Source organism: Paraburkholderia sp. RL17-337-BIB-A (assembly GCF_046025895.1).
Classification (GTDB): domain Bacteria; phylum Pseudomonadota; class Gammaproteobacteria; order Burkholderiales; family Burkholderiaceae; genus Paraburkholderia; species Paraburkholderia fungorum_C.
On sequence record NZ_JARESY010000001.1, the window covers coordinates 3,187,573 to 3,208,356 of the forward strand.

General features: G+C 59.9%; 15 protein-coding genes, 1 tRNA gene and 2 pseudogenes. 1 reads left to right on the forward strand and 17 read right to left on the reverse strand.

Annotation, left to right across the window (positions count from 1 at the left end; genetic code table 11):
- Window positions 1-35: 35 nt before the first annotated feature.
- From P0D84_RS14315 to P0D84_RS14350, 8 genes are all read right to left on the reverse strand, one after another.
- A complete protein-coding gene (locus tag P0D84_RS14315) occupies window positions 36-395 on the reverse strand; it encodes an NADH-quinone oxidoreductase subunit A (RefSeq protein ID WP_007175615.1) in 360 nt (119 codons plus the stop codon).
- Between the two features lie 161 nt (window positions 396-556).
- Window positions 557-641 (reverse strand) — tRNA-Leu (locus P0D84_RS14320).
- 112 nt (window positions 642-753) lie between these two features.
- Window positions 754-1,131 carry a preprotein translocase subunit SecG gene (gene secG, locus P0D84_RS14325; RefSeq protein ID WP_054034962.1) on the reverse strand — a complete coding sequence of 126 codons (378 nt, stop codon included), beginning with the start codon at window positions 1,129-1,131 and terminating at the stop codon, window positions 754-756.
- 82 nt (window positions 1,132-1,213) lie between these two features.
- Window positions 1,214-1,993, reverse strand: a complete 780-nt coding sequence (gene tpiA / locus P0D84_RS14330) for a triose-phosphate isomerase (RefSeq protein ID WP_408337348.1) — start codon at window positions 1,991-1,993, stop codon at window positions 1,214-1,216.
- 132 nt (window positions 1,994-2,125) lie between these two features.
- Window positions 2,126-3,142, reverse strand: coding sequence for an NAD(P)H-quinone oxidoreductase (locus tag P0D84_RS14335; RefSeq protein ID WP_408337350.1), 1,017 nt, complete (start codon window positions 3,140-3,142; stop codon window positions 2,126-2,128).
- A gap of 241 nt (window positions 3,143-3,383) precedes the next feature.
- Window positions 3,384-5,531: a polyribonucleotide nucleotidyltransferase gene (gene pnp / locus P0D84_RS14340; protein WP_408337352.1), complete on the reverse strand. Its 2,148-nt coding sequence runs from the start codon at window positions 5,529-5,531 to the stop codon at window positions 3,384-3,386.
- 337 nt (window positions 5,532-5,868) lie between these two features.
- Window positions 5,869-6,141: a 30S ribosomal protein S15 gene (gene rpsO / locus P0D84_RS14345; RefSeq protein WP_011487489.1), complete on the reverse strand. Its 273-nt coding sequence runs from the start codon at window positions 6,139-6,141 to the stop codon at window positions 5,869-5,871.
- Between the two features lie 187 nt (window positions 6,142-6,328).
- Window positions 6,329-7,681, reverse strand: a complete 1,353-nt coding sequence (locus tag P0D84_RS14350) for a branched-chain amino acid ABC transporter substrate-binding protein (RefSeq protein ID WP_408339836.1) — start codon at window positions 7,679-7,681, stop codon at window positions 6,329-6,331.
- Window positions 7,682-7,871: 190 nt separating this feature from the next.
- Here P0D84_RS14350 and P0D84_RS14355 point away from each other — a divergent pair, with 190 nt between their 5' ends.
- The gene (locus tag P0D84_RS14355; RefSeq protein WP_408337354.1) at window positions 7,872-8,435 is read left to right on the forward strand and encodes a hypothetical protein; all 564 of its coding nucleotides are present in this window, start codon (window positions 7,872-7,874) and stop codon (window positions 8,433-8,435) included.
- Window positions 8,436-8,561: 126 nt separating this feature from the next.
- Here the strand turns inward: P0D84_RS14355 and P0D84_RS14360 are convergent, their stop codons facing one another.
- From P0D84_RS14360 to P0D84_RS14400, 9 genes and pseudogenes are all read right to left on the reverse strand, one after another.
- Window positions 8,562-10,109, reverse strand: a complete 1,548-nt coding sequence (locus tag P0D84_RS14360) for a 2-isopropylmalate synthase (RefSeq protein WP_408337356.1) — start codon at window positions 10,107-10,109, stop codon at window positions 8,562-8,564.
- Window positions 10,110-10,472: 363 nt separating this feature from the next.
- The gene (gene pssA, locus P0D84_RS14365) at window positions 10,473-11,342 is read right to left on the reverse strand and encodes a CDP-diacylglycerol--serine O-phosphatidyltransferase (RefSeq protein ID WP_200564448.1); all 870 of its coding nucleotides are present in this window, start codon (window positions 11,340-11,342) and stop codon (window positions 10,473-10,475) included.
- A 24-nt stretch (window positions 11,343-11,366) separates the two neighbouring features.
- Window positions 11,367-12,005 (reverse strand): phosphatidylserine decarboxylase, encoded by a 639-nt coding sequence (locus P0D84_RS14370; RefSeq protein WP_179743532.1) that lies wholly within the window; start codon window positions 12,003-12,005, stop codon window positions 11,367-11,369.
- A 117-nt stretch (window positions 12,006-12,122) separates the two neighbouring features.
- Window positions 12,123-13,118, reverse strand: a pseudogene (locus tag P0D84_RS14375) (group II intron maturase-specific domain-containing protein); the annotation flags it as partial.
- Window positions 13,045-14,793 (reverse strand): recombinase family protein, encoded by a 1,749-nt coding sequence (locus tag P0D84_RS14380; RefSeq protein WP_408337359.1) that lies wholly within the window; start codon window positions 14,791-14,793, stop codon window positions 13,045-13,047. The pseudogene P0D84_RS14375 and the gene P0D84_RS14380, both read right to left, overlap by 74 nt.
- Window positions 14,794-15,117: 324 nt before the next feature.
- Window positions 15,118-15,840, reverse strand: a pseudogene (locus P0D84_RS14385) (reverse transcriptase N-terminal domain-containing protein); the annotation flags it as partial.
- A 1,211-nt stretch (window positions 15,841-17,051) separates the two neighbouring features.
- Window positions 17,052-18,068: a ketol-acid reductoisomerase gene (gene ilvC / locus P0D84_RS14390; protein WP_179743534.1), complete on the reverse strand. Its 1,017-nt coding sequence runs from the start codon at window positions 18,066-18,068 to the stop codon at window positions 17,052-17,054.
- A 163-nt stretch (window positions 18,069-18,231) separates the two neighbouring features.
- Entirely contained in the window at window positions 18,232-18,723 is a 492-nt protein-coding gene (gene ilvN / locus P0D84_RS14395) for an acetolactate synthase small subunit (RefSeq protein WP_117338215.1), read from the reverse strand.
- Window positions 18,724-18,835: 112 nt separating this feature from the next.
- Window positions 18,836-20,599 carry an acetolactate synthase 3 catalytic subunit gene (locus tag P0D84_RS14400; RefSeq protein ID WP_408337362.1) on the reverse strand — a complete coding sequence of 588 codons (1,764 nt, stop codon included), beginning with the start codon at window positions 20,597-20,599 and terminating at the stop codon, window positions 18,836-18,838.
- Window positions 20,600-20,784 lie beyond the last annotated feature (185 nt).

Sequence of the window (20,784 nt, forward strand, 5' to 3'; positions counted from 1 at the left end):
GCCTTGGCCACCCACGCAAACCGGCGATTAATCCATCATTCCCAGTCGAGGCCGCCCTTCTTCCAGATATAGGCGAAGCCCAACAGGAATTCGAGCAGGAAAATCATCATCGCCATGAAGCCAGGCCAGCCGATGTCGCGCAGGGCCACGCCCCACGGGAACAGGAACGCGGTTTCAAGATCGAAAATGATGAAGAGAATGGCGACGAGGTAGTAGCGCACGTCGAACTTCATGCGCGCATCTTCGAATGCTTCGAAGCCGCACTCGTATGGTGCGTTTTTCTCGGTATCGGGCTTGTTGGGACCGAGGATCTTGCCGATGCTGACCAGTGCTACGCCTAAACCGGTGCCCACAATGAGGAACAACAAGACGGGGAAATAGGCTGCGAGGTTCAAGACTATCCTCTTTCGGTTGGTTCTGAATGCCGCCAAGAGCATAGCACTCCTGACGCGAAATCACTTCGGCAACGCACATGCCGCAAGCCCAACGCAAGCCGCGCGGCACAAGTGAAAATGCCAGCCGAAGCGAAGCAAGCGGCTGGCATTTAGATAACATTTGGTGCCGACGGCGAGACTCGAACTCGCACAGCTTTCGCCACTACCCCCTCAAGATAGCGTGTCTACCAATTTCACCACGTCGGCACTAACTGCAATCCGGGAAAACAACTTATAAAACCCGCGAATCGCTTCAAGACTTAGATTGTAACTGGTCTAAACAGTTTGTTCAACGCACAAAACCACTTTGAACGAAAATTTATTTCGGCACGTCCGTAGCGGGGACGGATGCAGCCGACGCCGGCAATACTGCCGAGCCACCTGCCGGCGCAGCTGCAGCGGAAGCCGCCACAGGCGCAGTCACAGCCGCACCCAGCAAGCCTGCGGACGGTTTCGCACGATACGCACCGAGGTAGGTGAGCGTCAATGTCGTTACAAAAAACACGGCTGCGAGGACGGCCGTGGTACGCGACAAAAAGTTTGCCGAACCGGTCGCGCCGAACAGGCTGCCCGATGCACCGCTACCGAAAGCAGCACCCATATCGGCGCCTTTGCCGTGTTGCAGCAAGACAAGGCCGATGACTCCAAGTGCCGACAACAGCTGAACGACGATAATCAATGTTTTCAAATACAGCATCACACTCACCTGAGTCTTTATTTAACCGCGCCACACAAAGCGTGCCGCGCGGGATTGGGTCATCCTCGCCGAGGCGCCCTGCTTAACTGGCGACGCTCGTCGCGCCGGCCGCCTTGCAGATCGCCAGGAAATCCTGGTCTTTCAACGACGCGCCGCCGATCAGCCCACCGTCGATATCCGGCTCGCGGAACAATTCTTCCGCGTTCTCCGGCTTCACGCTGCCGCCGTACAACACCGGCACATCCGCTACTGCCGCGCCCTTTGCCGCCAGACGCGAACGCAGGAACGCATGCACGGCTTGCGCCTGATCCGACGTCGCGCTCTTGCCGGTGCCGATCGCCCAGACCGGCTCGTATGCAACGACGATGCGTGCCGCTTCTTCCACCGACAGCTTCGCCAGCACCTCATCCAACTGCATGCCGACCACTTGCTCCGTCGAGCCGGCCTCGCGCTCCTCGAGCGTTTCGCCGACACACACGATCGGGGTCAAGCCTGCTTCCAGCGCGCGCTGCGTCTTCACCGCAACCAACTCCGCGCTTTCACGATGGTAGGCACGGCGTTCCGAGTGCCCGACGATCGCAAGCGTGGCGCCGAAATCGACCACCATCTGTGCGGCCACTTCGCCCGTATAGGCTCCATGCGTGAACGCCGAGACGTCCTGCACGCCCCACACGACCCGGCTGCCTTCCAGCAACGATTGAGTCTGCGCGAGATAAGGGCACGGCACACAGACACCGACGCGCACATCAGCCGGCAATTCGCCCGCGCCTTGCGCCACCGCCTGCAGCAGCGCTGCGTTTTCGGCGAGGCGCCCGTGCATCTTCCAGTTACCGACTACCAGCTTGGCTCGTTGTTTCGACATCGTCTCGTCGTCTCGTCTTCTTGAATTGGCGGCGGACTTGATTTGCGCTTACAGCCCGCCTTTCGGATTCATGCGGCGTGCGCAAAACGCGCAATTTTACTGCGTGGGGTGGATCGGGTCAAACAGACCGTGTCAAGCGTCCTGACCCCAAGTCAGCACAATCTTGCCCACATGCGTGCTGCTTTCCATCAGCGCATGTGCGGCGGCGGCCTCCGCGGCCGGAAACACACGATGCACCACCGGCTTGATGCGACCGTCTTCGAGATGGGGCCACACGCGCTCTTTCAATTGCGCGGCGATCTTCGCCTTGAACTCGATCGGCCGCGGACGCAACGTGGAACCCGTCACCGTCAAGCGGCGGCGCAGCACTTCGTTCAGATTCAGCTCCGCTTTCGCGCCGCCCAGCAATGCGATCAGCACGATGCGGCCGCCGTCGGCCAGCGCGGTCAACTCACGCGGCACATAACTGCCCGCCACCATGTCGAGGATCACGTCGACGCCGCGATCGTTCGTCAGCGACTTGATGACTTCGACGAAATCCTCAGTCTTGTAGTTGATCGCACGTTCGGCGCCGAGCGCCTCACACGCGCGGCACTTTTCGTCCGATCCGGCCGTGGCGAACACACGAAAGCCCAGCGCATGCGCGATCTGGATCGCGGTCACGCCGATACCGCTCGAGCCGCCCTGCACCAGCAGCGTCTCGTTCGGCGCGCCTTCGCCCTTGCCGAGTTGCGCACGGTCGAACACATTGCTCCACACCGTGAAGAATGTTTCCGGCAGCGAAGCCGCCTCGACATCCGACAAGCCGGCGGGCGCCGGCAAGCACTGCAACAGCGGCGCGGCCGCGTACTCCGCGTAACCGCCGCCCGCCAGCAAGGCGCACACGCGGTCACCCACTTTCAAACCGAACGGATTGTTCTTCTCGTCGATGCTGCCGCCGACGATCTCACCGGCCACTTCCAGCCCCGGCAGATCCGAGGCGCCCGGCGGCGGCGCATAGCCGCCTTTGCGCTGGAACACATCCGGCCGGTTGATGCCTGATGCCGCCACCTTGATCAGCACCTCGCCCGCTTTCGGCTGCGGCATGGGCCGCTCTGCCAACTTCAGGACTTCCGGTGCTCCGAATTCGGTGATTTCGATCGCTTTCATCTGCGTCAACTCCAAGATTGGATTGCGTTGCCTACCGGCGCCCCACAGGAGCCCCCGCCCCGAAGGAAGTCCCCTTGGGGGACTGGGGGACACGAATCGCCCGACTCCAACGAAACGCGCCATGCAAACAGAGTACCCGCTTATGTCCGTTTGCAGCGACCTGCAACGCAATCCACCCTGCACCCTTCATGAAAAACGGCCGGCGCGCATTCACGCTGCCGGCCGTCGTCCTGTTACCGCATTACTGCGGCGTCGGCTCGCCTTGCGGCGCGCCGTTTGCGCCTTCGTTCAGCAACGCCTTGGCCGACAAACGCACGCGGCCCTTTTCGTCCGTCTGGATGACCTTGACCTTCACCTGCTGACCGTCTTTGAGGTAGTCGTTGATGTCCTTGATACGTTCGTTGGCGATTTCGGAGATGTGCAGCAGACCATCTTTACCCGGCAGGATGTTCACGATCGCGCCGAAATCGAGCAGCTTGAGCACGGTACCTTCGTACACCTGGCCCACTTCGACTTCCAGCGTGATGTTCTCGATACGCTTCTTCGCTTCGGCCATGCCTTCGCTGCTGGTGCTGGCGATGGTGACGATGCCGTCGTCCGAAATATCGATCGTCGTGCCGGTTTCTTCGGTCAGCGCGCGGATCACCGAACCACCCTTGCCGATCACGTCGCGGATCTTTTCCGGATTGATCTTGATGGTGATCATGCGCGGTGCGAACTCCGACAATTGCGTGTTCGCGCCCGACACAGCCGAGGTCATCTTGCCGAGGATGTGCATACGGCCTTCCTTCGCTTGCGCGAGGGCGACCTGCATGATTTCCTTGGTGATGCCCTGGATCTTGATGTCCATCTGCAGCGCGGTCACGCCTTGCTCCGTGCCCGCCACCTTGAAGTCCATGTCGCCGAGGTGATCTTCGTCGCCGAGGATGTCGGTCAGGACGGCAAACTTGTTGTCTTCCAGGATCAGGCCCATCGCGATGCCGGCAACGTGCGCCTTCATCGGCACGCCGGCGTCCATCAGTGCGAGGCAGCCGCCGCACACCGAAGCCATCGACGATGAACCGTTCGATTCGGTGATTTCCGAAACGACGCGGATCGAATAGCCGAATTCGTCGGCGCTCGGCAGGCACGCAGCCAGCGCGCGCTTGGCCAGACGACCGTGACCGATTTCACGGCGCTTCGGCGAACCGACGCGGCCCGTTTCGCCGGTCGCGAACGGAGGCATGTTGTAGTGGAGCATGAAGCGTTCGCGGTACTCGCCTTCGAGCGCGTCGATGTTCTGCTCGTCGCCCTTCGTGCCCAGCGTTGCAACCACCAGCGCTTGCGTTTCGCCGCGCGTGAACAGTGCCGAACCGTGCGTACGCGGCAGCACGCCGGTACGGATTTCGATCGGGCGCACCGTGCGCGTGTCGCGGCCGTCGATACGCGGTTCGCCGTTCAGGATCTGCGTACGGACGATCTTCGCTTCGATATCGAACAGGACGTTGCCGACGCTAGCCTTATCCGCCGCAACCGTGCCGGCTGCCGCTGCTTCTTCTTCCAACGCCTTCGACGTGGCTGCGTAGACTTCCTTCAGCTTGGTCGAACGGGCTTGCTTGTCGCGAATCTGGTAAGCGGCGAGCAGCTCGGCTTGTGCCAGATCCGTCACGCGCGCGATCAGCGGCTCGTTCTTCGCTGCCGGCTGCCAATCCCATTCCGGCTTGCCGCCTTCGCTAACCAGATCGTGGATCGCGTTGATGGCGATCTGCATTTGTTCGTGGCCGAACACCACAGCGCCGAGCATCACTTCTTCGGTCAGTTGTTGCGCTTCCGACTCCACCATCAGCACCGCGCGTTCCGTACCGGCGACGATCAGGTCGAGCGCCGATTCCTTCATTTGCGGACGCGTCGGGTTCAACACGTATTCGTTGTTGATGTAAGCCACGCGTGCGGCGCCGACCGGGCCGTTGAACGGCAGACCGGAGACGGCGAGCGCCGCCGACGCGCCGATCAGCGCGGGGATGTCAGCGGGGATTTCCGGGTTCAGCGACAGGACGTGGATCACGACCTGGACTTCGTTGTAAAAGCCTTCCGGGAACAGCGGGCGCAGCGGTCGATCGATCAGGCGCGAGATCAGCGTTTCGCCTTCCGACGGACGGCCTTCGCGACGGAAGAAGCCACCCGGGATCTTGCCGGCGGCGTAGGTCTTTTCGAGGTAATCGACGGTCAGCGGGAAGAAGTCCTGGCCCGGCTTGGCGGTCTTTGCGCCGACCACAGTAGCCAGGACAACTGTGTCTTCGACGTCGACGATCACTGCACCGCCTGCCTGACGAGCGACTTCGCCCGTTTCGAGGCGGACCTTATGCTGTCCCCACTGAAATTCTTTGACGATCTTGTTGAACATAGTCATTGCTTTTCCTCATCGTAATGCCGCGCAGACCAGAAGCGGCGCGGCAACGCCAGGACCGGCACCGCATGGGAAGAGTAGTGTTATGCCATTCCAGAGAACCACGCCCTACGTCGAGTACGCGCGCGAACCGCTGGAATGACACAAAGCTCTGCCCTGAAGCCCGGCCGTATGTCTGTTTTTTGCTGCTTTTTTACTGCTGTTTTCCTGCTAGCCGCCGCATGAACCGTCACGCTACCGCGGCCGTCAGGCAGTGCGCATCACATGAAGCGCACCGTGCAAAAACAAAATGCCTGCATCAGTGGAACTGACACAGGCATCTTGCTGAACGACTGGCCGATTACTTACGCAGACCCAGCTTCTCGATCAGTGCGCGGTAACGATCCGCGTCCTTACCCTTCAGGTAGTCGAGCAGCTTACGACGGCGGCTCACCATGCGCAGCAGACCGCGGCGGCTGTGATGATCCTTCGTGTGTGCCTTGAAGTGAACGGTCAGTTCGTTGATGCGGGTCGTGAGCAGCGCGACCTGAACTTCGGGGGAGCCGGTGTCGTTAGCTGCGCGCGCGAATTGCGCAACGACTTCTGACTTCTTGCTTGTTTCAACTGCGGACATGTCGATTTCCTTAAGAACTAGACAGGCGGTCACGGAAGAAAGGCCGTGCCGTGGGTTACCCGTGTATGCATGGTTTTAGCCATGCCTCACAACGGGACGCGTATTGTAGCACAGCCCAATCCGGCCGCGAACCCTGCTCTGCCGGGCGGCTCGCGTGTGTGCAAGGGTCCACTTTAGGCCGTTTCATTCAAGGCCGCTTCATCTTGCACACGGTCGACGGTACCGTACGCTCGGGCGGCAAGGCCAGCACCGTGTGGAAACCATAGCCTGAACCTTCGTTGTCGAACTTGACGCCCGGTGTGCCGGCTTTGTCCATCTCCATCACGTAAAGGGGCTGGATCAGTTGATGATCCTCGGCCCGCATCCACGAAGCGTGGAAGCCGTTGTCGAACTTGATGCCCTCCAATGCCCGCGCGACGGCCATCGGGTCGGCGCTCCCGGCGCGGTTCATCGCCGTGGCCAGGGTTTCAATCATCAACGGCATGCGCAGGACCGGATAATCATCCTGGGCGGCCGGGAAACGGGCGCGAAACGCGGCGTACCATGCGTCGGAGGCCGCGCCGCCGGCGTTCGGGTGCCAGTCGGCTACCGCGATCACGTGTTTGACCCCGGCGTCGCCCAACGCGGCAGGCGCGCCAAGACTGTTGCCATAGAAGGTGTAAAACCGGGTGTTTAGGCCCTGCTCGCGCGCCGCCTTGACCAAAAGCGTCAGATCATTGCCCCAGTTGCCGGTGATGACCGCGTCCGCGCCGCTCGCGCGGATCTTGGCGATGTACGGCGCGAAGTCCTTCACGCGGCCGATCGGATGAAATTCGTCGCCGACGACCGTAATGTCCGGACGCTTTGTCGCCAACGTCGAACGCGCGAGACTGCTGACATCGTGGCCGAAGCTGTAGTCCTGATTCAGCAGATAAACCTTCTTCACCGCTTTGTCGCGCTGGATCACATCAACCAGCGCATCCATGCGCATGCCCGCGTGCGCGTCGAAGCGGAAGTGCCAGAAACTGCAATTGGCATTGGTCAGGGCGGGATCGTCGGCGGAATAGTTGAGGAACAGTTCGCGGTTGTCCGGCTCGCGGCTGTTCTGCCTGTCGATCGCGCCGATCAGCGCGGCCGCCACCGCCGAACTGTTGCCTTGCATGACGTAGCCAATATGACGGTCGGCGGCGGCACGCAGTTGCACCAACGCCTCTTCAGTACTGCCCTTGCTGTCGAGCACGACCAGTTCGAGCGGATGCGCACCGTCGGCGAGCTGCACGCCGCCTTGCGCATTCACCTGTTCGACGCCGAAGCGCAGATTGCGCTCCACCGCCGCACCCGCATTCGCGAAGGGGCCGGACATGCCTTCGATCAGCGCCAGCTGGATCGGCGTACCCGGGGGCTTGCTTGTCGGCTTGCTTGTCGGCTTGCTTGTCGGCTTGCTTATCGGCTTGCTTGCTGAAGCGGATGCCGCCTCGCCCGCGGCATGAGCCGCGGCGGCCATCGAAATCGCTGCCAGCGCCATGACTGCCGCCGCTGCCGCCCTTTGCCATTTCGCCATCGTCACTGCCCCGCTGGATTCGTCGAAGCGCGGATCATAGGGCGTTCCGGACGGAATAAGCAAGCTGGCGAATCCGTTACCGTCCTTTCAGCAAGAGCTTGTACGAAGCGCAAATCTTTTGCCGCCGCCCGTGTCAAAATAATGCGTCTCGATGATAAAAACCGCTACTCGAATGCCATCGGAGGAAGTCATGTCCAACCGCCACCCATCCACGGCGGCCTCGATCGAAGTGCCGCCCGCGGCACGCCTGCGCCGCGCCGCGCTCGTCTGCCTGAGCGCGCTCACGCTCACGGTTACGCTCGCCGGCTGCGTGCAGCCCTGGCAGCAATACAGCCAGGGCGCGGACGAATCGACCATCATCGCCCGCCTCGGGGCGCCGCGTGAAAGCTACGATTTGCCCAACGGCGGCAAGCGGCTGATGTGGCCGACCCAGCCGATGGGCGAAACGACCACCGCCGCCGACATCGACGCATCCGGCAAGATCGTTACTGTGCGTCAGGTGCTTCAACCCAACGAGTTCTATCGTGCCGAAATCGGCAAATGGACGAAGAGCGACGTGCTGGTGAACTTCGGCCGCCCGGTTGAAACGTCGTACTTCCCGCTGATGAAGCGCGAGGTCTGGACCTATCGCTATCTCGAAGACAATGTCTGGTACATGATGTACAGCTTCTATTTCGACGATCAGGGCATTGTGCGGCTCACGCAGAAAACACCTGATCCGCTGCACGACCCGGCTCAGCGCAACCTGTTCTGAGCTTTTGCGCGACCCCATGCGGCGTGCGTGAACGCGCCGCAAAACACGAAGCCCTGTGCCTTTCAGGGCACAGGGCTTCGAACTACCGCCTCGAATCAGAAACGCCAGTCAGCGCTCTGCCCGACATCACTCCGAGCGTTGCGGATTCAACTTATCGACGTTCGAATACAGCTTGTTGAGCGCCGAGATATACGCTTTCGCGGAAGCCGCGACGATATCCGGATCGGTGCCCACGCCGTTCACGATACGGCCGCTCTTCGAGAGCCGCACGGTCACTTCGCCCTGCGCCTGCGTGCCGGTGGTAATCGCGTTCACCGAATACAGCAGCAGTTCCGACCCGCTGCCCACTTCCGTTTCGATCGCATTGAGCGTGGCATCCACCGGACCGTTGCCGCGTGCTTCTCCGGTCACTTCCTTGCCTTCAACCGAGAACACGATTTTCGCGTGCGGCTGCTCGCCGGTTTCCGAATGCTGCGACAGCGACAGGAACTTGTAGTGCTCCTTTTCCTGCGCTTCAGCCGACTCCTCCGTGACGATCGCGATGATGTCCTCGTCGAAGATTTCCGACTTGCGGTCGGCCAGTTCCTTAAAGCGCGCGAACGCGGTATTCAATTCGCCTTCGCTATCGAGCGCGATACCCAATTCCTGCAGACGCTGCTTGAATGCATTGCGGCCCGACAACTTGCCGAGCACGATCTTGTTCGCGCTCCAGCCCACATCTTCGGCGCGCATGATTTCATACGTGTCACGCGCTTTCAGCACGCCGTCCTGGTGAATGCCGGACGCGTGCGCAAACGCGTTCGCGCCGACCACGGCCTTGTTCGGCTGCACGACGAAACCGGTGATCTGCGACACCAGTTTCGACGCCGGCACGATCTGCGTGGTATCGAGACCGATATCGAGGCCGAAGTAGTCCTTGCGAGTCTTCACCGCCATCACGATTTCTTCAAGCGACGTATTACCCGCGCGCTCGCCGAGACCGTTGATCGTACACTCGACCTGACGCGCGCCGCCGATCTGGACACCGGCCAGCGAGTTCGCCACCGCCATGCCAAGGTCGTTATGGCAATGCACCGAGAACACGGCCTTGTGCGAGTTCGGAATACGCTCGCGCAGCGTCTTCACGAGCTGGCCGTACAGTTCCGGCACGCCATAACCGACCGTATCCGCGATATTGATGGTGGTCGCACCCTCTGCGATCACCGCTTCCAGCACGCGGCACAGGAAATCCATGTCCGAGCGGCTGCCGTCTTCCGGCGAGAACTCGACGTCGTCCGTAAACTTGCGGGCGAAACGCACCGCCAGCTTTGCCTGTTCGAACACCTGGTCCGGCGTCATGCGCAGCTTCTTTTCCATATGCAGCGGCGACGTTGCAATGAACGTGTGGATGCGGAAATGATCAGCCGGCTTGAGCGCGTCAGCCGCGCGTTGAATGTCTTTGTCGTTGGCACGGGCCAGCGAGCAGACCGTGCTGTCCTTGATCAGGCCGGCGATCGTCTGGATCGAATCGAAATCACCGTTCGAGCTAGCCGCGAAGCCTGCTTCGATCACGTCCACCTTCATCCGTTCGAGTTGTTTCGCGATACGGATTTTTTCTTCCTTCGTCATCGACGCGCCGGGCGATTGCTCGCCGTCACGCAACGTGGTGTCGAATATGATCAGTTTGTCGGCCATGTCGGGTCTCCTGAGGAGTCGTTCAATTGTGGGGATTGGATATTGGAATTTGGGCGTTTGCGCCACCGCTGGCGACGCTTTGAATTACAGACGAGGCAGACGGAGGGCGAAAACGGTCAGCGACCAGCGCGGTGGCGCACCAGCACGAGCGAGCCTGGCAACGCACCGGCTTGTTGAGGCTCGTGCCGTAGTTCAAATGAGAACGTGAACGCATTCATCGATCGACTATAACGGCATTCCCGCCGTCGTGCAATTGGCGTCAGACCTGCCTGCCACGCCCCGCCACAAGGCTTCGACAAACGAAAACGGCAACCCGAAGGCTGCCGTTTTCCCGTGTCACTTTTATGCAAAAGCGGCGCGCGATTATCTATCCCGTGCCACCGAGCGCGCCGGATTCGCCCTGCCGCGCAATGCCTGGTAGCCCCAGAACACATAGCCCGACAGACCGTACAGCACGAACAGGCCAAACAGCATCAGCGGCGGATCGGACGACACCAGCACGAACGCCACCACCACCAGCAGAATCACGCCGAACGGCACGCGATGCCGCACGTCGAGCGCCTTGCCGCTGTAGAACGGCGCGTTCGACACCATCGTCACGCCAGCGTAGATGGTCAGCACGAAAGCGACCCACGGCAGCCACACGAGCTTGAGCGGCACGCGGTTATCGGTGGCGAGCCAGACGAAGCCGGCGATCAACGCCGCGGCAGCGGGGCTCGGCATACCCTGGAAGAAACGCTTGTCGACCACGCCGATGTTCGTGTTGAAACGCGCGAGACGCAACGCCGCCCCCGAACAGTAGACAAACGCCGCAAGCCAGCCCCAGCGGCCGAGGTCCTTCAGGATCCATTCGTACATGACGAGCGCCGGCGCCACGCCGAACGACACCATGTCCGAGAGGCTATCGAACTGTTCGCCGAACGCGCTCTGCGTGTGCGTCATACGCGCGACGCGGCCGTCCATGCCGTCGAGCACCATCGCCACGAAGATCGCGATCGCCGCGATTTCGAAGCGCACGTTCATCGCCTGCACGACGGCGAAGAAGCCGCAAAAGAGCGCGGCAGTGGTGAACGCGTTCGGCAGCAGGTAAATGCCGCGTTTCCTCAGGAACTGCTGACGCTGAGCGCGCCGGCTTTCGACTGCTCCCGTCTCCGCCACGATCGGCTTGTTACGGCGGAACGGACGCGGGAGCTGTCCGCTGTTGCGCGGTCGACGCGGTTTGAATGCGGCCATTCGGAAAACCTCCTTGGTGCCGCTTTATAGTTCAGCGAGGATCGTGGACGACGCGGAAACCTTCTCGCCGATCGACACACGCGGACGGCTGCCAACCGGCAGATACACGTCGACACGCGAGCCAAAACGGATAAACCCATAACGCTGGCCGCGCGTGAGCGGTTCACCTGAGCGTACGTAGCAAAGAATGCGCCGCGCAATCAGACCGGCGATCTGCACCGACGTCACCGTCTGGCCGCCGGCCATTTCGATCACCACCGCATTGCGCTCATTTTCGAGCGAGGCCTTATCCACGGCGGCATTCAGATATGCGCCCGGGAAATATTCGACCTTGGAGATCGCGCCATCCACCGGCGAGCGTTGCGAGTGGACATTGAACACGTTCATGAACACGCTGATCTTCAGCGCTTCACGGTTGGCATACGGATCATGCGCGGTTTCGACCGCGACAATCCGGCCGTCGGCCGGGCACAGCACGGCGTTCGCCTGAGTCGGAATCGGCCGTGCCGGATCGCGGAAGAACTGCACGACGAAGATCAGCAGCAGCCAGAACAGCCATGAAATGCCGAATCCCGCGAAGAAGTGAATCAGTAAAGCAACGACGGCCGCGATGGCGATGAACGGCCAGCCTTCTCGCGCGATGATCGGATGAGGGTAATTCATGGATGGCTTCTGTATTTTTGGAGGGTAGCCCCCCTTCCTCGCGGAAGAAGGGCCCCCTAAGAACCGTACGTGCGAGTTTCCCCGCATACGGCTCAAATCTACAAACAAAGCCCGGTCTTAGGACCGGGCCGGCTTAGTTACCGCAATTTTACCTGCGTGCACCTGCTGATGGCAGTGCGGGTGAAGCAGAACCCTGTTCGAGAGAGCGTCCGTGCCACCATGCATCCGATACTCTAGATGATGGTCATGCCAGCCGGTCTCCTTTGTCAGGGCACAGCCACAATGCGAGCAAAGCCCGTCTTGCGACATATACAGCGAAACCCATTGCTTCCGATAACGCATTGAGTGTTCCATGCGCGCCTGTCGCAACTGTTCGCCGTACTGCTCCCACTCAGGATCAAAGGGATTGAATGCTCCTTTGACCTTTCTGTGTCGCTTAATTTCCGTACCGCTGATCTGGTACAGGCTAAGCAACCCCTTACCACCGTCGTCACGAGCTACAGGAACAGCGAACACCCAGTGTCGATTGCCCTCCGAGTGAAAGTATTTCTTCTTCACCCATTCGGCGCTTTTGTTCAGGTGCCGCCTCTTCGACCACCGCCAAAGCCTTCGGAAAATCAAAGACTCCATGCGGCTGTATGCCTCTTTGGCGACCACGGGACTGTGATACTGCGCCCAGCCCCGTAGCATCGGGTTCAGCAGTCGAATCAGATTCTCCTGCTTTACCGTCTTATGACCGCTGATCGTATCCGCCACCTTGCGATAGAACGTTTTCACGTTCTTCTTGCTCGGCTTGATGAGTAGCGTCCCCGAGTACTTACGGAAATTCCACCCCAGGAAATCGAAGCCTTGGTCAATGTGTGTGATCCGCGTTTTCTCCTCGGACAGTTGCAGACCTCGAACGGCAAGGAATGTTTCCACCCAAGGTCGAACTTCCTGCTCCAGCAACTCTTGCGAGTCACCGGTGATCACGAAGTCGTCCGCGTACCGCACCACATTGACTTTGAGCTTGTTGGCTTTTGCGATCCCAAACTTCGCACTAAGGTGCGCTAGCAGTTCTCGCTCCAGCCCGTTCAGCGTCACATTCGCCAGCGTCGGAGAAATTACGCCGCCTACAATGTTGCATACTTTTCACTCCATCGTCTGAATCATTCGAATTCTCGCCTGCGAGGAGACCTCCGGGCTGCGGATCGATCCGGAATACGACGAGGATTTCATCTTTGTGGATTTCGACACGCTTGACCAGAGCCAGTACGATCTTGCGCTTCGTTGCGAGATCGATCGTAGCGAGTTTGTCCGTAACGGCACTTGCAAATTCCTCCAGCCGGTTGATGACCAGAAACAGTTCACTTTGAGCCACCCCGTGCTGCCGGGATTCCTGGATCTGCTGATCGACCTGCTCTAGCCGGTTCTTCAACTGCTGTATCTTCGGCTCGAAGTCCGTCCTGTCGATGATACCGTCGGCATAGCTGTCGATGAGCCGGGACTTGCCTTTCTCCAACTGAAGCCTTTGCCTTTCCAGGCTGGCCGTATCGAAGCCACTATTCTCATTGCGCTCCATCGCATCCAGTCGTCGTTCATATTCCTTCTTCAGTCGACTCGGATGCCTCAACAGATCCGCGACCTGCTGCCATACGAGGTCATCGAGACGATCCGTTCGCACTTGCAGGTTGTCGCAGATGCGTTGACCACCGAAGCGATAGGCATCGGTTCCGACACAGCGGTAATAAGCATAATCTCGCTGATGCCCCTTGGCCGCCGCCTTGCTGACTTTCTTGCCGTAGTACGCGTAACGGCATTGCCCACAAACAGTCAGCCCCTGAAGCAGGTAGATCGGCGCGTTCTGGCGGCGTTGGCGCGCCAGCTTGCGATTCTCGGCAAGCTGCTCCTGGACTGAATGGAACATCGCTTCGCTAACAATCGCCGGCACCGGGATTTCGATCCACTGCTGCGGGTCCGTGGATGTTGTCGAGTATGCCCTCCTTGGCACATCGGCGCTGTGGCGTTGGGTGCGCACGCGGACATGCGGCAGGCGATCACGAGACTGGGTTTTACCGAACGCGGCCCGCCCCATGTAAGCGGGATTACGCAATATTCCCCATACCACACTACGGTCCCAGTACAGCTTGCCGGATGCCGTCACCGTGCCCGCCTCGGCAAGACGACGAACCACTTCGCCTATGCTCAGCCGGTCCATCCCGATCCACTGGAAGATAGTCTTTACCGTCGCCGCTTGCGGTAGTTCAATCACGTACTGGGCCGGTGTCCCATCGAGCTGCTTGCGGATATAACGGTAACCATAGGGAGCCGTCGATAGCACATTCACGCTTCCGCGCTTTGCGCTATGAAGCTTACCGCGTCGATTACGCTCGGTGATCTTTGCCCGTTCGTACTCCGAAATCATGCCCTGCATCTGCAACAGCAGCGACTCTTCCGGTGTCGCGCCAATCTCATGATTGAGAAACACCACCTGCACGCCACACGCAGAGAACTCCTCCATCAGCAATGCCTGGTGTGCATACTTTCGCGCCAGCCGGTCGGGAGACAGGATGTACAGCCGATCAACCAGCCCGAGTGCGGCACGGTCCCTGAGTCGCTCTAGCTGCGGTCTGATCAGCGTCGCACCGCTTATCCCGGCGTCTATGAAGCACATGTCGTCGACAAGATGCGCATCGTCAGCGGTAATGCGCTCCCTCAGCGCGGCAATCTGGCTTTCAATGGTGCCGCGTTTGGTCTGTTGTTCGGAGGATACCCGCGCGTAGAGCGCGACCATTGCAGCGTTGCTCATCGCTTACCTCGCTTGATAGCCGCTCGCCGTGTCGCCACGGGCCGAACAGCGGATGGCTGTGCCGTAGCGCGTGAATCTATCGGACTGAGCTGCTCGTACGCCTTCTGCAGCTGTTCGCCGGCATACCGGTTCGGTTCAAAGGCAAGACGGACACGCCAGTTCTTACGTCGTCCTCGGGTCATTGTCGCGCCTCCCTGTCGGCGGGAGCGAGGGTCTCAAGGACGAGAACCGCATCGACGTCAGGACATCCTCTGGACCACGGCGCCAGACACTCCCTTGAAATGCGCAGGCCCCATTTTACCCGCGAGTTTGCTATGTTGTTGGCGGAGCTATGATCCCTCCTTGCGGCGTACCGGCCTCTGTCGCCTGAAGCTGCCCCTTGTAAATCAGGCCAGCTTTCAGCCATTTCCGGAGGATTTCCTTGTCCATCAGGACATGGGTCTCCAACCAGTTATGGCTAATATGGTCGAAGCATCCCTTGATATCCGCCTCCAGCACCCAACGGGCTGAACCCGTCTGGGACATGGCGACGAATATCTGTGACATGGCGTCAGCCGTCGAGCGGTTTAACCTGAACCCATAAGAGTTCGGGTCGCTCGTCGATTCCGACACCGGCTCCAAGGCCAGCAGATACAAGGCTTGCATCGCCCTGTCCCGCATGGTCGGAATGCCCAGAGGGCGCTCCTTTCCATTGGCCTTGGGGATAAAGACTCTCCGTAAAGGCAGAGGCTTATATCCACGCCGCTTCAACCTGCCGACAGCAAGCCATCGGCTCTCAGGCGAGTCCCAAAGTTCGCGATCGACTCCAGCCGTTCGCGCACCCTGATTCTGCGTAACACGTCGTACCGCATACAGCTTTGCGGACAACGTGCGGGTCAACATCCGTTGCAGGGCTCTCCCCCTGCGCCAGTTGCCTTCCCGCGTCGCCTTCGCAATTCGAATCTGCATCCCTCTCACGTTCCGTTCAACCCGCCGCCAATCTACGGCGTACCAGTTGTCCGGCGCGTGGGAAAGCGCAGATCCGTCCTTTCGGACAGATACTCTCATGCTGCTCTCCTACTCGAAGAAGTGAATCCCGAGCGAAGAACAGATCGCCCCTTGCGGGAGCGATCTGCTCCCGCAAGGGGGTTAAAAACATATGCTGACGGTCCAGAAGCCCGACAGCAATCATCTTCCAGCTAAGGGTTAGTCAGCCATCTTGCGACGGTAGACCAGACGGAAGTCTGCCCGCTTTCGCGTGGGGTAATGTTCCAACCCCTATCCGACCCATTACAGATCGGCTTTCGCTTTCTCCGTCATCCCATACCTGCACAATCAACAGCGTCCCTCACGGTTCGCCTGCCAGTCAAACTACGACCGGCAACCATACAGGCTTACCACGTTCCCGGCATGTCACACGACTGACTTAGGTTCTGCCTATTCCCCGGCGGTCCGATGACGACGTAACCCGAATTTACAGCGGGTTATCCAACCGCACACCTGTTTGGTTGATGCCTGTCAGCAGCTTTGGCACCGTCCTACTTACGAGGTTTATCAGCAGTTCACTTGCATTAACCATATCAGCCAGCCTAGCCCCTCAACCCCGTTGCTGCTGGGAGTCTCCGGATGGTCATCTCGCAACCACCATCCGCCCGAACTTCCGGGGGGTACATTGTTAGAAGAGCTTCACACCCCACCGTTGCCAGTGACGCATGTCTTCCTAGGCTACTGCTGGTCGTACAGCAGGTTCACTACCCTCGCCAATGCAGCCAGCGAGGCCGAACAATGACACACCGAGCTTTTCGCTCGTATCGTTTAGCGACTCCGTTGCCCTGAGGCGCAGGAATTGCAAACATCACCCCGCCCTGTCGGCGGAGATGAAGCCGCTGACTGGGCGGGACCTGACGGTAATCAGGTCAATGCAATACGGTTGACGGCAGACTGCACCGTGTCCCGTGTTCACTACCAAGGTGTGCCCCGAAGGACACATCTACTTCTTAAAGTGCGGCTCACAAGGGAACCGCCTGCGGAGGGCATGGTGAGTCCAGTCGAGACCTTCCTCAATAACCCTCTAGTCGATGCCCCGTAACGTGGGGCTGACGGACACGAGCGTGCGTGTCGCACGTAAAACCGTAGGATAGCAAAAGCCGCCCAGGGTTCAGCACCCTTGGACGGCTTTTTGATAAGTCCGGCTAATACGACACGGCGACGCTGCTGTGACGACACAGCAGCGAAGCGGCGGCGACACCGCGCCGCACCGGACAAAAGTAACGACTTGCTTAGTTCTTCGACTGATCGACCAGCTTGTTCGCAGCGATCCACGGCATCATCGAACGCAGCTTCGCACCGACCGTTTCGATCTGGTGCTCAGCCGTCAGACGGCGGCGCGATTGCAGCGTCGGTGCGCCAGCCTTGTTTTCGATGATGAAGCTCTTCGCGTACTCGCCGGTCTGAATGTCCGTGAGAACCTGCTTCATCGCCTTCTTCGTTTCAGCGGTCACGATACGCGGACCCGTCACGTACTCGCCGTATTCGGCGTTGTTCGAGATCGAGTAGTTCATGTTCGCGATGCCGCCTTCGTAGATCAGGTCGACGATCAGCTTCAGTTCGTGCAGGCACTCGAAGTACGCCATTTCCGGCGCGTAGCCCGCTTCCACCAGCGTTTCGAAGCCGGCCTTGATCAGGTCGACCGTACCGCCGCACAGCACGGCTTGTTCGCCGAACAGGTCGGTTTCCGTTTCTTCGCGGAAGTTCGTTTCGATGATACCGGCACGGCCGCCGCCGTTCGCTGCTGCGTACGACAGCGCGATGTCACGTGCCGAGCCCGACTTGTCTTGCGCCACGGCGATCAGGTGGGGCACGCCGCCACCTTGCGAGTAGGTACCGCGAACCGTGTGGCCCGGGGCCTTCGGCGCGATCATGATCACGTCGAGGTCGGCACGCGGGATCACTTGACCGTAGTGCACGTTGAAGCCGTGCGCGAAGGCCAGCGCCGCGCCTTGCTTGGCGTTGCCGTGCACTTCCTTGGCATAGACTTCGGCGATCTGCTCGTCCGGCAGCAGCATCATGACCACATCTGCGCCCTTGACGGCTTCCGCTACTTCCTTGACTTGCAGGCCAGCGTTCTCAGCCTTGCTCCACGATGCGCCGCCCTTGCGCAGACCGACCGTGATGTTCACGCCGCTTTCCTTCAGGTTCAGCGCGTGAGCATGGCCTTGCGAACCATAGCCGATGATGGTGACTTGCTTGCCCTTGATGAGGGAGAGGTCGGCGTCCTTGTCGTAGAAAACTTTCATGTCGGTTCCTTGGCTAAATTCGGTGAAATCGGTGAAATCGGTGAAATACAAATACTGCGAATGTTGTGTTGCTGACCAGACTGGCGCAAGTGCAAGCACACGCACTGCCCGGTTTCGATCGAGGCGGTGGCTAACCACAACTCACCGCAACTCAGCTCGCGCGTCAAACCTTCAGAATGCGCTCGCCACGACCGATGCCCGAACCGCCCGTACGGACGGTTTCGAGAATCGCAGTCGCGTCGATCCCTTCGATGAAGGCATCGAGCTTTTCGCTCGCGCCCGTCAGTTCGATCGTGTAGGTTTTTTCGGTGACGTCGATGATGCGGCCGCGGAAAATATCCGACATCCGTTTCATCTCCTCACGTTCCTTGCCGACCGCCCTCACCTTGATCAGCATCAGCTCGCGCTCGATGTGGGCGCCCTCGGTAAGGTCGACCACTTTCACCACCTCGATCAGGCGGTTCAGATGCTTCGTGATCTGTTCGATCACGTCGTCCGAGCCAATGGAGACGATGGTCATGCGCGACAGCGAACGGTCTTCGGTCGGAGCCACCGTCAAGGTTTCAATGTTGTAGCCGCGTGCCGAGAACAGACCCACCACGCGTGATAACGCGCCCGGTTCGTTTTCCAGCAGGACAGAAATAATGTGTCTCATGTTTCGCTTCTTCCAGATGTTTTGTCGATGTATGCGAGCAGGTTCGCGCCGCTTCGTCCGCCCGCGCCCTTTTTGAAGGCGTGCATGACGAAGCCAACGTCAGAAACCGTCGTTATAGATCTTCCGAACCCATGAGCATCTCAGTGATGCCCTTGCCGGCCTGAACCATCGGCCAGACGTTTTCGGTCGGATCGGTCTGGAAGTCGAGAAACACCGTGCGATCTTTCAGGCGCAGCGCTTCCTTCAGCGCCGGTTCCACATCCGCGGTGCGTTCGATACGCATGCCGACGTGACCGTACGCTTCGGCGAGCTTCACGAAATCCGGCAGCGCGTCCATGTACGAATGCGAATAGCGCTTGCTGTATTCGATCTGCTGCCACTGGCGCACCATGCCCAGATAGCGATTGTTCAGCGAAATGATTTTCACCGGAGTCTCGTACTGCTTGCAGGTCGAGAGTTCCTGGATACACATCTGGATCGAGCCTTCGCCCGTGATACAGAGCACGTCGTCGTCCGGATGCGCCATCTTGACGCCCATCGCCGCCGGCAGGCCGAAGCCCATCGTGCCGAGACCACCGGAATTGATCCAGCGGCGCGGCTTGTTGAAGCGATAGAACTGCGCCGCCCACATCTGGTGCTGACCGACGTCGGAACACACGAAGGCATTGCCGTCAGTCAGTTCCCACGCCTTTTCCACCACGTACTGCGGCTTGATGATGTCGCTCTTGCGATCGAACTTCAGGCAGTCTTTGGCGCGCCAGGCTTCGATGTCCTTCCACCAGTCGGCAAGCGCCGCTGTGTCCGGGCCATGTTCGGCCGTTTGCAGCTGCTCGATCAGCTCCTTCAGCACTTCCTTCACGTCGCCGACGATCGGAATGTCGACCTTGACGCGCTTGGAAATGGAAGAAGGATCGATGTCGATATGGATGATCTTGCGCGGGCGCGACGCGAAATGCGCCGGGTCGCCGATCACACGGTCGTCGAAGCGCGCGCCGATGGCGATCAGCACGTCGCAGTGCTGCATTGCCATGTTGGCTTCGTACGTGCCGTGCATGCCCAGCATGCCGAGGAATTTCTTGTCGCTCGCGCGGTAGCCACCCAGACCCATCAACGTGTTGGTGACGGGATAACCGAGCAGGTCGGCGAACTGGTTCAGCTCACGCGATGCATCCGCGAGGATGATGCCGCCGCCGGTGTAGATATACGGACGTTTGGCCGACAGCAGCAAGGCCACGGCCTTGCGGATCTGGCCGGAGTGACCTTTCGTAACCGGGTTGTACGAGCGCAGCGAAACGGTCTTCAGCGGTTCGTACTGGCACGGCGTCTTCGACACGTCTTTCGGAATGTCGATCAGCACCGGGCCGGGACGGCCGGTACGGGCAATGTAGAAAGCTTTCTTGACGGTAGCGGCGAGGTCGCGCACGTCCTTCACGAGGAAGTTGTGCTTCACGCAGGGACGCGTAATGCCGACCGTATCGCACTCCTGGAACGCATCCTGGCCGATCGCGGCGGTCGGCACCTGGCCGCTGATCACCACCAACGGAATCGAATCCATGTAGGCGGTGGCGATGCCGGTCACCGCATTGGTGACGCCGGGGCCGGAGGTCACGAGGCACACACCCACTTTGCCGGTTGAACGCGCATAGGCGTCGGCGGCGTGGACTGCGGCTTGTTCGTGGCGCACGAGGACGTGCTGGAATTTGTCCTGCTTGTACAGCTCGTCGTAAATGTAGAGTACCGAGCCGCCGGGATAGCCCCACACAAACTCGACGTCTTCGTCGGCCAAAGCGCGCATGAGCACGGTGGCGCCGATTGATTCAGCTTCGGGATGGGGTGTCGTATCCGACGTGGAGAATTCCGCGCTGGGCATATTCATTTATTCACCTTTCGAATTTTCGGCAAAAAATTGATCGGGTGCTCTCTGCCGGGCTTGTGGCTCGGGTTCAAGCGGCGCGTCCAGTTGACAGGCGGGCTTCTTGGGCCACACCTCAATTGAGACAAGTCACTTATGTTGCGAACCAGCGACGATATCTTCAGAAGGCCGCGCGGTCAAGCAAATAT